Here is a 13,704-nt window from a genome sequence, read left to right as displayed (position 1 = left end):
GGGCCGTGTCGACGAGCGCGGGGGCCGGTGTCAGTCCTTGCCGCCGGTGGCGGGCTTGTCCGAGGTGACCGCACCGTTCGGGCTGGAGCCGCTGACGGCGTCGGTCGACGTGTGCGACGGCACCGCGCCCGAGCCGGGCGCCGTCGACGGGGAGGTCGACGGGGCCGAGGACGGAGCCGACGACGGAGCCGACGACGTGGTGGCCGACGAGGTCGCCGGGCGCGGCCGCGGTGCGGGCGGCGGCGCGGGCGGCAGCTCGGGCTCGCGGCGGGTCGCGACGACGGCGATGCCGGCGCCGAGCACCGCGAGCACGACGAGCCACAGGCCCCAGCGGCGACGCTTGGTCTCCTGGGGCTCGATGCGCGTCGCGAGATCCTTGCGCACCGAGGTCAGCTGCTCCTCGAGCTGGCCGCGCACGGTGTCTCCGAGGTCGCGCAGCTCGTCCGCCGAGGTCGGCACCGACGACTTCTCGAGGCGCTTGCGGGCGTCCTTGGCGTACGCCTTGGCCTGCTTGCGGGCCTCCTTGGCGGCCTGGTTGGCGCGCTTGCGGGTCTCCGCGCGGGCCTCCTGGGCACGCTGGCGGGCCTCGTTCTGCGCCTCCTCGGCACGCTTGCGGGCCTCGGCGCGCGCGTCCAGGACGCGCTGGCGGGCCTCGTCGGCGGCCTGGCGGACGTCCTTGCGGACCTCCGCGCGCTTCTTCGCGCCCTGCTTGCGCGCCTTCTCACGGTCCTTGCGGGCCTGCTCGGCGGCCTTCTGCGCGCGCTTCTCGGCCTTCCTGCGAGCCTTCTGGCCCTCCTTGCGCAGATCGTCCAGGTCCTCCCTGGCGCCGATCAGAGTCTTGCTGCTCAACACTTCACCTCACTCGTCGTGGGGCGGCCATGATGCCCCCGGCCCTGTGCTGCAAGTGCCCGACCCGCCGGGACGTCACACCCGCTACTCCATTCGAAGGTCTCACGGACCTGGTGGCACCATGGCCGGGTGACCACCGCCGAGCACCCGACCGCCACGCTGCACACGTCCAACGGGGACATCACCGTGCGCCTGTTCCCGAACGAGGCGCCCAAGACCGTCGCGAACTTCGTGGGTCTGGCGACCGGCGAGCAGGACTACAGCGAGCCGAACGCCAAGGGCGGCAGCAGCGGGCCCTTCTACGACGGCACGATCTTCCACCGCGTCATCGCCGGCTTCATGCTCCAGACTGGCGACCCCACGGGCACCGGCCGTGGCGGCCCCGGCTACAAGTTCGCCGACGAGTTCCACCCCGACCTGCGCTTCGACCGGCCCTACCTGCTGGCCATGGCCAACGCCGGCCCCGGCACCAACGGCTCGCAGTTCTTCATCACCGTCGCGCCGACCACCTGGCTCAACCGCAAGCACACGATCTTCGGTGAGGTGGCCGACCAGTCCTCGCGCGACGTCGTCGACTCCATCGCCGCCACCGCCACCGGCCCGGGCGACCGCCCGGTCCAGGACATCGTCATCAACTCGGTGACGGTCAACTGACTCGCGAGGTGAGCACGGCGTGACCGCCCCGGGACCCGGGCCCTCGGCGGGGCCGGACGCGTCGCCGCACTGCGTCCGCCACCCCGACCGGCCCACCGGGCTGGCCTGCACCCGCTGCGGGCGTCCGGCGTGCCCCGACTGCCTGCGCCCGGCACCGGTCGGTGCGCACTGCGTCGACTGCATCGCCGAGGGCGAGCGCACCACCCGGACCGCGCGCACGGTCGGGGGCGGCCCGGTGCGCCCGTCGGCGCGGCCCGTCGTCACGACGACCCTGGTCGTCGTCAACGTCGCCGTCTTCGTGCTCACGGCGCTCTCGGCGGGCAGCGCGTGGGACAACGTCGCCTCGCCCCTGGTGGCCGCGGCGTGGCTGGTGCCCGCCGACGTGGCCGCGGGTGAGTGGTGGCGGCTGGTGACCGCGGGCTTCCTGCACGCCGGACCGCTGCACATCGCGTTCAACATGATCGCGTTGTGGATCCTCGGGCGAGACCTCGAGCTCGTGCTCGGCCGGTTGCGCTACGGCCTGCTCTACGGCGTCTCCCTGCTCGGGAGCTCGACGGCGGTGACGCTGCTCGGCGAGCCCTTCCGGCCCGTGCTCGGCGCCTCCGGCGCGGTGTTCGGGCTGATGGGCGCCCTGGTGATCGTGCTGCGCCGGTTGCGGCTCTCGCCGGGCCCCGCCCTGCTGATGGTCGGGATCAACGTGGTCCTGACGTTCACCATTCCCGGTCTGTCGGTGCTGGGGCACCTCGGCGGTCTGGCGACGGGCCTCGCCGTCGCCGCCGTGCTCGTGCACGGCCCGGCACGGTCACGTCCGGCGGCCGGGCTCCTCGCCGTCGGTGGGATCGCCGTGGTCCTCGTCGTGCTCGTCGCCGTCCGCGCCCTGACGCTCGGGGGCTGACCCGGCGGAACCGTGCCGCGGCACCCGCCGGCCCGCGCGGGCGCGGTGGCGCTGGAGTGCGTCGGCCACCTCGACCGGGTCCGTGCCGAGCTCCAGGCGGCCCAGCACGAGCAGCCGCCCGTCGGGGACCTCGTCGTCCCGGGCCTCGATCTCCACGTACGACGCGGGCAGGCCCATCCGCCGCATCCGCACCGTGCGCACGGCGTCGACCCGCTCCCACGGCCAGCGCCGCGTGCCCGTCACCCCGCGCAGCACGAGACCGGACTCGTCGACACCGAGACGCGGCCGCGCCAGCGCGCCGATCCCGGCCGCGACCGCCAGCGCGACGGCGGCGACGCCGGTGAGCAACCGGCCGGGCGGGTCGTCGGCGGCCACCGCCCAGGCGCCCGACCCCACTGCGGCGAGGAGCCCCGCGACGACCGCGGGCCAGGGCGCCGCCCAGGCGACGGGGTCGGCCTCGTCCGGATCAGGCACGGGAGTTGTCCACAGGGTCCGTCCACAGCGGTGGACGAATGACACGCGTGTGGTTCAGCGCCACTTCATGGTCATCAGCAGGGAGACCACGATGAGCCCGAAGCCGATGAGGAAGTTCCACGGCCCGAGGTCCTGCATGAACGGGATGGATTCGGAGGCCAGGTAGTTGACCACCAGCCACGCCAGCCCGAGCAGGCCGACGCCGAGCATCACGACGACGTAGGCGGGGTGCGACGGCCCGGCGGGCGCGGGCCCGGCCTTCGGCGGCGGGGTGTAGGCCGGCTTGCGGCGGACCTTGGACTTCGGCACGGACGGCTCCGGATCGCGAACGGGCGGGACCACTCGACGCCCATGCTAGTGCACTCCACCGTCCCGCCCGGCCGTACGCTCGGGGGATGCGCGTCCTGGTCGTCGACAACTACGACAGCTTCGTCTACAACCTGGTCCAGTACCTCGCGCAGCTGGGCGCCGAGCCCGTGGTGCTCCGCAACGATGCCGACGGGGTGGTCGACCTCGTCGACGAGGTCGACGGCGTGCTCGTCAGCCCCGGTCCCGGCACACCCGAGGACGCCGGCGCGAGCACCGAGGTCGTCCGTCGCGCCGCGACCACCGCGCGTCCGCTGCTCGGGGTCTGCCTCGGCCACCAGGCGCTCGGGGCCGCGCACGGCGCGGTCGTCGAGCGCGCGCCGGAGCTGCGCCACGGCAAGACGTCGCTGGTCCACCACGAGGGCGCCGGCGTGCTCGCCGGCCTGCGGACCCCGTTCACCGCGACCCGCTACCACTCGCTGACCGTGCGCCCCGACACCCTGCCGGCCGCGCTGGAGCCGACGGGGTGGACCGACGACGGCGTGCTCATGGCGATGCGCCACCGCGAGCTGCCGCTCGAGGGCGTCCAGTTCCACCCCGAGTCGGTGCTCACCGAGGACGGCCACCGGCTGCTCGCCACATGGATGGGCGCCTGCGGGCACCCCGTGGACGACCGCGTCGTCCACGACCTCACCGAGGGCCTGCGCGCCCTGGCCCTCGCCGCGGCCCCGCCGACCTAATTGCCGAAGAGGCCGCCGACGCCGTCGTCCCCGCCGCCGTTCCCGTTGCCGTTCCCGCCACCACGGGCGCCCACGACGATCTGGATGGTGTCGTCCGCGCCGGCCCGGCTGCCCGCGCTCGGGCTCTGGCGGAGCACCTTGCCGACCTGCGAGGAGTCCGAGACCTGCTGGGAGGTCTGGGCCACCGACCCGGTGAAGCCCGCGCTCGACAGCGTCTGGGCGGCCTGCGACGGCGTCTGACCGACCACCGAGGGGACCGACAGCTGGTTGCTGCCGCGCGAGACCTCGAGGGTGATCTGGGAGTTCCGGGTCACGGTGTCGCCCGAGCCGGGGGAGGTGTCCACGACCGTGCCGGCGGGCCGGTCGCTGTCGACCTCCGAGACGCTGACGCGCAGCCCGACGCCCTCGAGCGTGGTCGTCGCGGTCTGCCGGTCCTGGCCGACGACGTCGGGCACGCGCAGCGTCTCGCGCTGCCGCCCGATCGTCAGCAGCACGGGCGTGCCGGGCTGGAGGAACTGGCCGGCCGCCGGCTCCTGGGAGAGCACCCGCCCGACCTGGCCGGGGTCGTCGACCTCGCGCTGCTGGGGCACCGGGGCGAGCGTGAGGCCCAGGCGTTGCACGCTGGCCTGCGCCTCGTTCGCGGTCTGACCCACGAGGTCGGGCACCTGCACCGGGTCGGGCCCGCGCCCGACGCGCAGCTCGACGACGCTGCCCGGAGCCACGTCGATGCCGCCCGAGGGGTTGGTGGTGACGACCTGTCCGGCCTGCTGCGGCGTCGACGCCACCGGCACGACGGTGGGACGCAGGCCCGCGTTCGACAGCGTCTGCAGGGCCGCGGCCTGCGGCTGCCCGACCACCGAGGGCACCGCCACGGTGTTGGCCGACGGGGAGAACAGGAAGAAGGCGCCCGCCAGCCCCGCGAGGAGCGCGAGCACCGCGACGAACCCGAGCACGCGCTTCCGGCCACGTCGGCGCCGGGCCTCGGACTGCTCGGCCTGCCACTGCGCGAACTCGTCGACCTCGTCGTGGCGGTCGTCCACGGCGGCCACGGGGTGGCCACCCGTCACGTACTCGGTGCGCTCCTCGGCCGTCATCACCATCGGCGCGCCCGGGCGCTCGCCGTTCAGCACGCGGTAGAGGTCCTCGCGCATCTCGTCGGCGCTCTGGTAGCGGTTCGACGGGTTCTTGGCGAGCGACTTCATCGTGATCGCGTCGAGCTCGGGCGGCACCCGCGGGTTCACCGACGACGGCACCGGCGGGTCCTCGCGCACGTGCTGGTAGGCGATGGCGACCGGCGAGTCTCCGGTGAACGGTGGCCGGCCGGTGAGCAGCTCGAACAGCACGCAGCCGGTGGAGTACACGTCGGAGCGGGCGTCGACCGACTCGCCGCGGGCCTGCTCGGGCGAGAGATATTGGGCGGTACCGATCACGGCCGCGGTCTGGGTGACGGCGGGCTGGGCGTCGGAGAGCGCCCGCGCGATGCCGAAGTCCATCACCTTGACCGCCCCGTCCGGGGTGATCATGACGTTGGCCGGCTTGACGTCGCGGTGGATGATCCCGTGGCGGTGCGAGAAGTCGAGCGCGGCGCAGACGTCGGCGAGGACCTCGCAGACCCGGTAGGGGTCCATCGGCCCCTCGGTTTTGACGATGTCGCGCAGCGTCCGCCCCGCCACGTACTCCATGACGATGTAGGGCAGCGGCACGTCGCTCGACGGCGCCTCGCCGGTGTCGTAGACCGCGACGATCGCCGGGTGGTTCAACGCCGCGGCGTTCTGCGCCTCGCGGCGGAACCGCACCTGGAACTGCGGGTCGCGCGCGAGGTCGGCGCGCAGCACCTTGATCGCCACGTCCCGTCCGAGCCGGACGTCGCGCCCCCCGTGGACCTCGGACATGCCGCCGTAGCCGAGCGCGGGGCCGAGCTCGTACCGGTCGGACAGGAGCCGCGGGGTCGTCATCGTCAGAGCTCCTGACAGGTGACGGTGATGGTCTCCCCGCGGGGGACCTCACCGGCCGGGGAGACGGAGAAGACGCGGCACGCCGACTCGTCGTCGGGGGTGTTGCCGAGCGCCGTCCGGACCTCGGTCTCGAGCCCGAGCTCCTGCAGGCCCGCCGTCGCCGTGTCGGCGGTCCGGCCGAAGTAGCTCGCCGGGTTGACGTTGACCGTGTTGCCGGCGGTCGTCGTGGTGGTCGTCGTCCGGCTGCTGCGCGTCGTCGTCGTCGGGGCCGGGGTGGTGGTCGTCGACGAGGCCGTCGTGGCCGCGGGCGGCGGCGGAGCCGAGGTCTCCGCGGAGTTGATCACCCAGAACACCCCGCCGACGAGCAGCAGCGCGACGAGCGCGAGCGCGGCGACGGTGCCCCACGGGCCCCGTCGGCGGGGTTCCTCGGAGCGCGCGGCCCAGCGGTCGGGCCGCTCGGCGCCCCGCGGTGGCGAGGGCTCGCGGGACATCGCCGGCGCCACCCGGGTCGCGGGGTTCACGCGCTCGGTGGGCGCCGGACCCGCGGAGCCCGGCAGCGGGAGCGGCTCGCCCCGGCGCACGGCGGCGACGGCGTGGGCGAACTCGCCGCCGGTGGCGTAGCGCTGGCGCGGGTCCTTGGCCAGCGTCGCCTCGATCAGCTGCCGGACCACGGGCGGGATGTCGTTCGGCAGCGGCGGCAGCGGGTCGCGGATGTGCATCATCGCGACCGTCACCGCGTTCTCGGACAGGTACGGTCGCCGTCCGGCGAGGCACTCGTAGCCCACGACGCCGAGCGAGTACACGTCCGACGCGGGGCCCGCGTCGCCGCCGCCGGCCTGCTCGGGGGCGATGTAGTGGGCGGTGCCCATCACCATGCCCGAGCGGGTCACCGGCGCCGCGTCCACCGCCTTCGCGATGCCGAAGTCGGTGATCTTCACCTGGCCCGTCGGCGTCACGAGGATGTTGCCGGGCTTGACGTCGCGGTGCACCAGCCCGCGCTCGTGCGCGGCCTCGAGGGCGTGGCCGCTCTGCTCGAGGACGTCGAGGGTGTAGTCGACACCCAGGCGGCCGTGCACCGCGAGGATCTGGGCCAGCGGCTCGCCGCGCACCAGCTCCATGACCAGGTACGCGGTGGGCACCTGCACCGTGCCGCTGGCGGTGGACCACTCGGTGGTGGTCTCGCCGTAGTCGTGCACGGCCGTGATGCCGGCGTTGTTGAGGCTCCCCGCGGTGCGCGCCTCGGTGCGGAAGCGGTGGAGGAACTCCGGGTCGCCGGTCAGCTCCGCCTTGAGGATCTTGACCGCGACCGTGCGGCCCAGCCGCGAGTCCTCGGCCTCCCAGACCTCGCCCATGCCACCGACCGCGATCCGCCGGCCGAGCCGGTAGCGGTCGCCGATGAGGGAGCCCGTCGTGGGTGCCACTACGAGTCCCCTCCCAGGGCGGCGGCGATGACGGCGCGGCCGATCGGTGCGGCCACCGAGCCACCGGTCGCCTCCTCGCCGCGGTTGCCGCCGCGCTCGACGATGACCGACACCGCGATCTGCGGGTCGGGCACCGGGCCGAAGGCGTCGTACCAGGTGTGGGGCGGGTTGGTCTTCGGCGACGCACCCCACTCGGCGGTGCCCGTCTTGGACGCGATCTGGACGCCGGGGATCTTGCCCTCCCCGGAGCCGTTGTTCTCCGAGCCGATCATCAGCTGTGTGAGCGTGTCGGCGGTGGACTGGGAGAAGGCGCGCGCCAGGCGGTCGGGTTCGGTGGTGTCGACGGTCGAGAGGTCCTGGCCCTGGATCTGCGCGACCGTGTGCGGCGACATCGGTACGCCGCCGTTGGCCACGGTGGCGGCGATCATCGCGTTCTGCAGGGGCGTCAGGCGCACGTCGCGCTGGCCGATGCCCGACTGCGCCAGCGAGGCCCCGTCGTCGAGGTCGCCGACCCGGGAGGGCTGGACGGGCATCGGGACGGTCAGGGCCGGGTTCTCGAAGCCCAGCGACGTCGCCATGGCCCGCAGGCGTTCCGGGCCGACCTGCACCGCGAGGTTGGCGAACGGCCCGTTGCAGGACTTCGCGAACGCCGTCGCGAACGGCACCGTCGCCCCCGGTCCGCACGGCTTGCCGTCGTAGTTCTCCAGCTGTGTCGTGCTGTCGGGCAGGGTGATGCGCGGCGCCGCCGTGACCGGGGTCTGCGGGCTGATGAGCCCGGCCTCCAGCGCGGCGGCCGTGTTCACGACCTTGAACGTCGACCCGGGCGGGTAGGTCTCGCTGATCGCGCGGTTCGTCAGCCGCGGCGGGTCGGCCTCGGTGAGCTCCTCCCACGCCTCCTGCTGGACCTCGCCGTTGTGGCTGGCGAGCGGGTTGGGGTCGTAGGACGGCGTGGACACCATCGCGAGGACCTCGCCGGTCTGCGGGCGGATCGCGACGACCGACCCCTGGTAGCCGCGCCGGGTCATCGCCTCGTAGGCGGCCCGCTGCACCCGCGGGTCGATGCTCAGCACGACGTTGCCGCCGGCCGGGTCGCGCCCGGTGATGGCGTCGGAGATGCGGCGCACGAACAACCGGTCGTCGGTGCCGTTCAGGACCGGGTCCATCGCCCGCTCCATACCGCCGGCGCCGTAGATCTGCGAGTAGTAGCCGGTGACCGGCGCGTAGAGCGGGCCCTCGGTGTACTGACGCAGGTAGCGCAGCCGGTCACCCGGGTCGGGGCTCTCGACGCTCTGGGCGAGCACCTCGCCGCCGGCCGAGATCTGGCCGCGCTGGCGCGAGTACTCGTCGAGCAGCACGCGGGCGTTCCGCGGGTCGGCGCGGTACTCGTCGGCCTTGACGACCTGGATCCAGGTGGCCTGCCCCAGCAGCAGCAGGATCAGCACCATGACCGCGAGGGAGACCCGTCGCAGCGGGGTGTTCACTCTCCTCGGGTCCTTCCTCGCGGGGCACGGTCGGTGGGGTCGCCCGGTCCGGGCCGGCCGGCCGGCTGGTGGCCCACGCCGTGCGGGGGTGTGCGCACCTGGTCGCGGGACACCATCTCCGTGCTGGCCTCGGCCAGGGGAGCGAGCGGACCCTGGTGTGGCCCGGGGGCCGCGCCGGGCCGCTTCTCGGCGGCCGGCTGGCGGGCGGCGTTCGACACCCGCAGCACGAGGGCGACCAGAGCATAGTTGGCCACCAGCGACGAGCCGCCGTAGGACACGAACGGGGCCGTGATGCCGGTGTTCGGGATCAGGTTGATGACGCCGCCGACGACGACGAACACCTGCCACGCGATCGCCCACCCGAGGCCGGCGGCGAGCAGCTTGCCGAACGTGTCGCGCACGGCCAGGGCGCTGCGCATCGCGCGGGTGGCCAGCAGGCAGTAGAGCAGCAGCAGCGCGGCGATCCCGACGAGGCCGAGCTCCTCGCCCAGCGAGGTGAAGATGAAGTCGGTGCTCGCGAACGGCACGAGCTCGGGGCGGCCGGCGCCGAGCCCGGTGCCGCCGATGCCGCCGGTGGCCAGGCCGAACAGCCCCTGGCTGACCTGGAAGCCGCGCCCGTTGTAGTCGGCGAACGGGTCGAGCCACACGAAGACGCGGGTCTGGACGCGGGTGACGAACGTCCACGCCGCGAACGCCCCGGCACCGAAGATCGAGAGCCCGATGATGACCCAGGAGATGCGCTCGGTGGCCACGTAGAGCATCACCAGGACGATCCCGAAGAACATCAGGGACGTCCCGAGGTCGGACTCGAAGACCAGGACGGCCATCGCGACGCCCCAGGCCACGAGCAGCGGGCCGAGGTCGCGGGGCCGGGGGAAGGTCATGCCCAGGAAGTGCTTGCCCGCGGTGGTGAACAGGTCGCGCTTGACGACGAGGAACGAGGCGAAGAAGACGACGAACAGGATCTTCGCGAACTCGCCGGGCTGGATGCTGGCCGGACCGATGCGGATCCAGATCCGGGCGCCGTTGACCTCGGAGAGCGAGGCGGGCAGCACCGCGGGCAGGGCGAGCAGCACCAGGCCGACGAATCCCGCGGTGTAGCCGTAGCGCGAGAGGGTCCGGTGGTCGGGGACGAAGGCCAGCACACCGACGAAGAACACGAGGCCGATCGCGGTCCAGCCGATCTGCCGCAGCGCCTCCTGCGTGGGCTCGGAGTTCCCGAGGCTCGCGGCACGCGCGATCCGGGCCAGGTCGACCCGGTGGATCATCACGAGCCCGATGCCGTTGAGCAGCGCCGCGACCGGCAGCACGAGCGGGTCCGCGTACGGCGCGAACTTGCGCACGGCGAGGTGGGCGGCGGCGAGCAGACCGAGGTAGGCGGCGCCGAGGTAGAGCAGCGCCCAGGTGAGCTCCTGCTCCTGGTTGGCCTCGACCAGCACGAGCGCGCCGGTGGTGATGACCGCGGCGAAGGCGAGCAGCGCGAGCTCGACCCCGCGGCGCGTGGAGACGGCCGCCGCCACGGCCGGGCGCATGGCGGTGCGATCGGCCGGGCGCTCGATGCCGGGAGCCCCGGGCGCGCCGGAGTGGGCGCCGGGAGCGGTCGGGCGCGCCATTACGGCACCTGGCGGCAGTCCCGCCCCGGGACCTGCGGCTCGGCGGTGCTGGGTGCGGCGACGGGCGCGGAGCCCGCCACCCCGGGGGCGGCGCCGGGCGCCGGCGTCGGGACCGCGGCCGGGGGCGCGGGAGGGGCGCAGGGCGGGAGCATCTGCTCCGCCGTGAGCCGGGCGACCGTCTCGCGCGCGCCGTCGAGGTCGGCGGCCCGGATGCCCTCGCCGGCGAGCTGCTGGCGGGCCACGGGGGTGAGGTCGGCGAGGCGCGGGCCCGGCTCGCCGACGACCTCCTGCAGCGGCACCCCGAGGAACGACCCGGGCACGCCCTGGTAGATCGCGACCTGCTCGCCGCTGGCGGCCACGTAGTACTGGTTGTCGACGTAGATCTTGGCCGCGAGCACCCCGACGGCGGCGAGCGCGACGACCGCCAGCGCGGCGAGGGCCAGGCGGAGCCGGCCGCGGCGTGGACGCCGGCGCGCGGACTCCGGGGCGGCCGGGGTGGGGCGCGGCTCGGGCTCGCTGCGGGTGAGCGTCGCGGCGGAGGCGCGGGCCGCGGCGGAGTCGCCGGGCGGGGGGTCGGCGCGGCCGTCGCCGGCGGCACCGCCGTAGATCGGGACGTGCTCGCCGTAGTCGACGTCGACGACGTCGGCGACGATGCAGGTGACGTTGTCCGGCCCGCCGCCCTTGAGGGCGAGCTCGATGAGCCGGTCCGAGCAGTCCTGCGGGTCGGGGATCGTCAACGCCTCGGCGAGCGTCTCCGCGCTCACGACGCCGGACAGGCCGTCGGAGCACAGCAGGTAGCGGTCGCCGGCGCGGGCCTCGCGCACGGTCAGCGCGGGCTCGACGTCGTGGCCGGTCAGGGCGCGCAGCAGCAGCGAGCGCTGGGGATGGCTGGCGGCCTCGTCCTCGGTGATCCGCCCCTCGTCGATGAGGGACTGCACGAAGGTGTCGTCGCGGGTGATCTGGGTGAGCACCCCGTCGCGGAACAGGTAGGCCCGCGAGTCGCCGACGTGGACCATGCCGAGCCGGCTGCCGGCGAAGAGCACGGCGGTGAGCGTGGTGCCCATGCCGTCGAGGTCGGGCTCCTCGGCCACGAGCTCGGTGATGGCATCGTTGCCCTGGGCGGTCGCCTCGGCGAGCTCGCCGAGCAGGTCGTCGCCGGGCTCGTCGTCGTCGAGCGGCACGAGCGCGGCGATGACCAGCTTCGAGGCGACCTCGCCGGCCGCGTGTCCGCCCATGCCGTCGGCGAGGGCGAGCAGGCGCGGGCCCGCGTAGACCGAGTCCTGGTTGTTCTGACGTACCAGGCCCCGGTCACTGCGAGCGGAGTAGCGCAGCACCAGGGTCACGGGTCGATCCTGCACGGAAGGGGATGGGACGGGGACACCCGGGTCCGGGTGGCGGACGCGGGTGCCGGGCAACGCATCATGACCGGAGCTCGATGACCGTCTTGCCGATGCGGATCGGGGTGCCGATCGGGACACGGGTCGGTCCGGAGACCTTGTTGCGGTCGAGGTAGGTGCCGTTGGTCGAGCCCAGGTCCTCGACGTACCAGTCGTCGCCGGACTGCGAGATCCGCGCGTGGCGCGTCGAGGCGTAGTCGTCGTCGAGCACCAGCGTGGAGTCGTCCGCGCGACCGATCATGATCGGCCGGCCGTCCAGGGCGATGCGGGTGCCCGCGAGGGCACCGGCGGTGACGATCAGGGCACGGGGCCCGGAGCGACCGCCGCCGCGGGCCGGCTTGGACGTGCCCCCGCGAGGGGGACGTCGGCCGCCGGGCGCCGCGGCCCGCAGACCCGAAGCCGCGTAGAGGTCGCTGCGCACGACCCGCAACGCGGCGAGGACGAACAGCCACAGGAGGGCCAGGAATCCGGCCCTCGTGATCTGGAGGACGAGTTCGGGCACGCCGTCGGGCCTTCGGGCCGTCAGCCCTGCGCGCGGAAGAGCAGCGCGGAGTGCCCGACCCGGATGGTGTCGCCGTCGGCGAGCTGCCAGGTCTGCACGGGCGTGCCGTTGACGGTGGTGCCGTTGGTCGACCCGAGGTCGGACAGGGTGGCCTGCTGGCCGTCCCAGTTGACCTCGAGGTGGCGACGCGAGACACCGGTGTCGGCGAGGCGGAACTGGGCGTCCTGGCCGCGGCCGATGACGTTCGAGCCGTTGACCAGCTGGTAGGAGCGGTTCGAGCCGTCATCCAGCGTCAGCGACGCGGTCAGCTGGCGGGTCTGCACACCGCCGTAGCCGCCCTGCTGCCCGTACTGGTCGTAGCCGCCCTGCTGGCCGTAGGGGTCGTAGCCGCCCTGGCCGTACTGGCCGCCGTAGCCGCCCTGCTGGCCGTAGGGGTCGTAGCCGCCCTGCTGGGGGTAGCCGCCCGGCTGCGGGTAGCCCTGGGGCTGGCCGTACTGGTCGTAGCCGGGCTGGCCGTAGGCCTGGGGCTGGCCGTACTGGTCGTAGCCGGGCTGGCCGTAGGCCTGCGGCTGGCCGTACTGGTCGTACCCCGGCTGCTGGCCGTAGCCCTGCTGCCCGTACTGGTCGTACCCGGGCTGCTGGCCGTAGCCCTGCTGCGGGTAGCCCTGGGGCTGGCCGTAGGGGTCGTAGCCGCCCTGCTGGGGGTAGCCGCCCTGCTGCGGGTAGCCCTGGGGCTGCCCGTACTGGTCGTAGCCGGGCTGCTGGCCGTACCCCTGCTGCTGCGGGTAGCCCTGCTGCGGGTAGCCGCCCTGCTGCTGGCCGTACGGGTCCTGCTGGCCGTAGTTGCCGTCGCGACCCTGCTGGTCGTCCGGGTAGCGGCCGGGTGCCTGACTCATGGGGTGTTCTCCTGCGGTTCGGGGGCTCGCGGCCCGTCGCCGCGACGCGTCGGGGTCAACGGACGACCTGGTGCGGAACTGTCCCGTGTGCAGCGCGTCGGAACGCTCCAGAGAGACTACGACCTCACCGTATGTTTCCCACCCGCCCTCGCCGAGGTGTTCCTCGACGACGTCGATCAGCGAGTGGGTGATGGTCTCCTCGTCGCCGGCCAAGCGTTCGTGGTCCGCGGGACTGAGCACCACCGTGTACTGATTGGGCGCCAGGCGACGCCCACCTGCCAACTCTCGCACGCCGTCCTCCGCCTCACGGCGAAGGGCCTGTGCGATCTCCTGCGGGACGACCTTGCCACCGAACACGCGTGCGAAGGCGTCACCCACCAGACCTTCGAGCTTGCGCTCGAAGCGCTGTGCGCGCCCCACCGCGATCCCTCCTCGTCCGACGTCCGCTCGGCCGCCCCTCGGTCCTGCTGCCCCGTCCGGCATGTCGCCACACCGGTGGGCCGGGGTCGATGGTATCGGTC

General features: G+C 73.9%; 13 protein-coding genes. 3 read left to right on the top strand and 10 right to left on the bottom strand.

Annotated elements, in window-relative coordinates; translation table 11 throughout:
* Positions 1-30: 30 nt before the first annotated feature.
* The gene (locus C8D89_RS09325) at positions 31-849 is read right to left on the bottom strand and encodes a cell envelope integrity protein TolA (protein WP_133251859.1); all 819 of its coding nucleotides are present in this window, start codon (positions 847-849) and stop codon (positions 31-33) included.
* A 129-nt stretch (positions 850-978) separates the two neighbouring features.
* Between C8D89_RS09325 and C8D89_RS09320 the strand changes: the two genes are divergently transcribed.
* Entirely contained in the window at positions 979-1,503 is a 525-nt protein-coding gene (locus C8D89_RS09320) for a peptidylprolyl isomerase (RefSeq protein ID WP_116707867.1), read from the top strand.
* Positions 1,504-1,522: 19 nt separating this feature from the next.
* On the top strand, positions 1,523-2,398 hold the full coding sequence (locus C8D89_RS09315; RefSeq protein WP_116707866.1) for a rhomboid family intramembrane serine protease: 876 nt from the start codon (positions 1,523-1,525) through the stop codon (positions 2,396-2,398).
* Here C8D89_RS09315 and C8D89_RS09310 read toward each other — a convergent pair.
* Positions 2,306-2,872 carry a PH domain-containing protein gene (locus C8D89_RS09310; RefSeq protein WP_116707865.1) on the bottom strand — a complete coding sequence of 189 codons (567 nt, stop codon included), beginning with the start codon at positions 2,870-2,872 and terminating at the stop codon, positions 2,306-2,308. The genes C8D89_RS09315 and C8D89_RS09310 overlap by 93 nt on opposite strands.
* 54 nt (positions 2,873-2,926) lie before the next feature.
* On the bottom strand, positions 2,927-3,181 hold the full coding sequence (gene crgA, locus C8D89_RS09305) for a cell division protein CrgA (RefSeq protein WP_116708157.1): 255 nt from the start codon (positions 3,179-3,181) through the stop codon (positions 2,927-2,929).
* 86 nt (positions 3,182-3,267) lie between these two features.
* Here crgA and C8D89_RS09300 point away from each other — a divergent pair, with 86 nt between their 5' ends.
* Complete coding sequence (locus C8D89_RS09300) at positions 3,268-3,918, top strand: aminodeoxychorismate/anthranilate synthase component II (protein ID WP_116707864.1); 651 nt, start codon at positions 3,268-3,270, stop codon at positions 3,916-3,918.
* On the opposite strand, the gene pknB is transcribed toward C8D89_RS09300, so the two are convergent.
* The 7 genes from pknB to C8D89_RS09265 all read right to left on the bottom strand — a co-directional run bounded on the left by pknB (position 3,915) and on the right by C8D89_RS09265 (position 13,603).
* Complete coding sequence (gene pknB, locus C8D89_RS09295; RefSeq protein ID WP_116707863.1) at positions 3,915-5,873, bottom strand: Stk1 family PASTA domain-containing Ser/Thr kinase; 1,959 nt, start codon at positions 5,871-5,873, stop codon at positions 3,915-3,917. The genes C8D89_RS09300 and pknB overlap by 4 nt on opposite strands.
* 2 nt (positions 5,874-5,875) lie before the next feature.
* A complete protein-coding gene (locus C8D89_RS09290) occupies positions 5,876-7,294 on the bottom strand; it encodes a protein kinase domain-containing protein (protein WP_116707862.1) in 1,419 nt (472 codons plus the stop codon).
* On the bottom strand, positions 7,294-8,775 hold the full coding sequence (locus tag C8D89_RS09285) for a peptidoglycan D,D-transpeptidase FtsI family protein (protein WP_116707861.1): 1,482 nt from the start codon (positions 8,773-8,775) through the stop codon (positions 7,294-7,296). Before C8D89_RS09285 ends, C8D89_RS09290 begins: the two co-directional genes overlap by 1 nt.
* Positions 8,772-10,307 carry an FtsW/RodA/SpoVE family cell cycle protein gene (locus tag C8D89_RS09280; protein ID WP_243418014.1) on the bottom strand — a complete coding sequence of 512 codons (1,536 nt, stop codon included), beginning with the start codon at positions 10,305-10,307 and terminating at the stop codon, positions 8,772-8,774. Before C8D89_RS09280 ends, C8D89_RS09285 begins: the two co-directional genes overlap by 4 nt.
* 80 nt (positions 10,308-10,387) lie before the next feature.
* Positions 10,388-11,731, bottom strand: a complete 1,344-nt coding sequence (locus C8D89_RS09275) for a PP2C family protein-serine/threonine phosphatase (RefSeq protein WP_116707859.1) — start codon at positions 11,729-11,731, stop codon at positions 10,388-10,390.
* Between the two features lie 76 nt (positions 11,732-11,807).
* Positions 11,808-12,287 (bottom strand): FHA domain-containing protein FhaB/FipA, encoded by a 480-nt coding sequence (locus C8D89_RS09270; protein ID WP_116707858.1) that lies wholly within the window; start codon positions 12,285-12,287, stop codon positions 11,808-11,810.
* A gap of 20 nt (positions 12,288-12,307) precedes the next feature.
* Complete coding sequence (locus tag C8D89_RS09265; RefSeq protein ID WP_116707857.1) at positions 12,308-13,603, bottom strand: DUF3662 and FHA domain-containing protein; 1,296 nt, start codon at positions 13,601-13,603, stop codon at positions 12,308-12,310.
* Positions 13,604-13,704: the final 101 nt, after the last annotated feature.

It is taken from the genome of Actinomycetospora cinnamomea (genome assembly GCF_003096675.1).
GTDB classification, from domain to species: Bacteria; Actinomycetota; Actinomycetes; order Mycobacteriales; family Pseudonocardiaceae; genus Actinomycetospora; species Actinomycetospora cinnamomea.
This window is presented reverse-complemented; position numbering and strand designations above follow the sequence as displayed.

What these genes read in the sequence shown, in the direction of transcription:
- C8D89_RS09300 (WP_116707864.1), top strand. Translation starts at nt 3,268, where the DNA reads ATGCGCGTCCTGGTCGTCGACAACTACGACAGCTTCGTCTACAACCTG.
- pknB (WP_116707863.1), bottom strand. Translation starts at nt 5,873, where the DNA reads ATGACGACCCCGCGGCTCCTGTCCGACCGGTACGAGCTCGGCCCCGCG.
- C8D89_RS09280 (WP_243418014.1), bottom strand. Translation starts at nt 10,307, where the DNA reads ATGCGCCCGGCCGTGGCGGCGGCCGTCTCCACGCGCCGCGGGGTCGAG.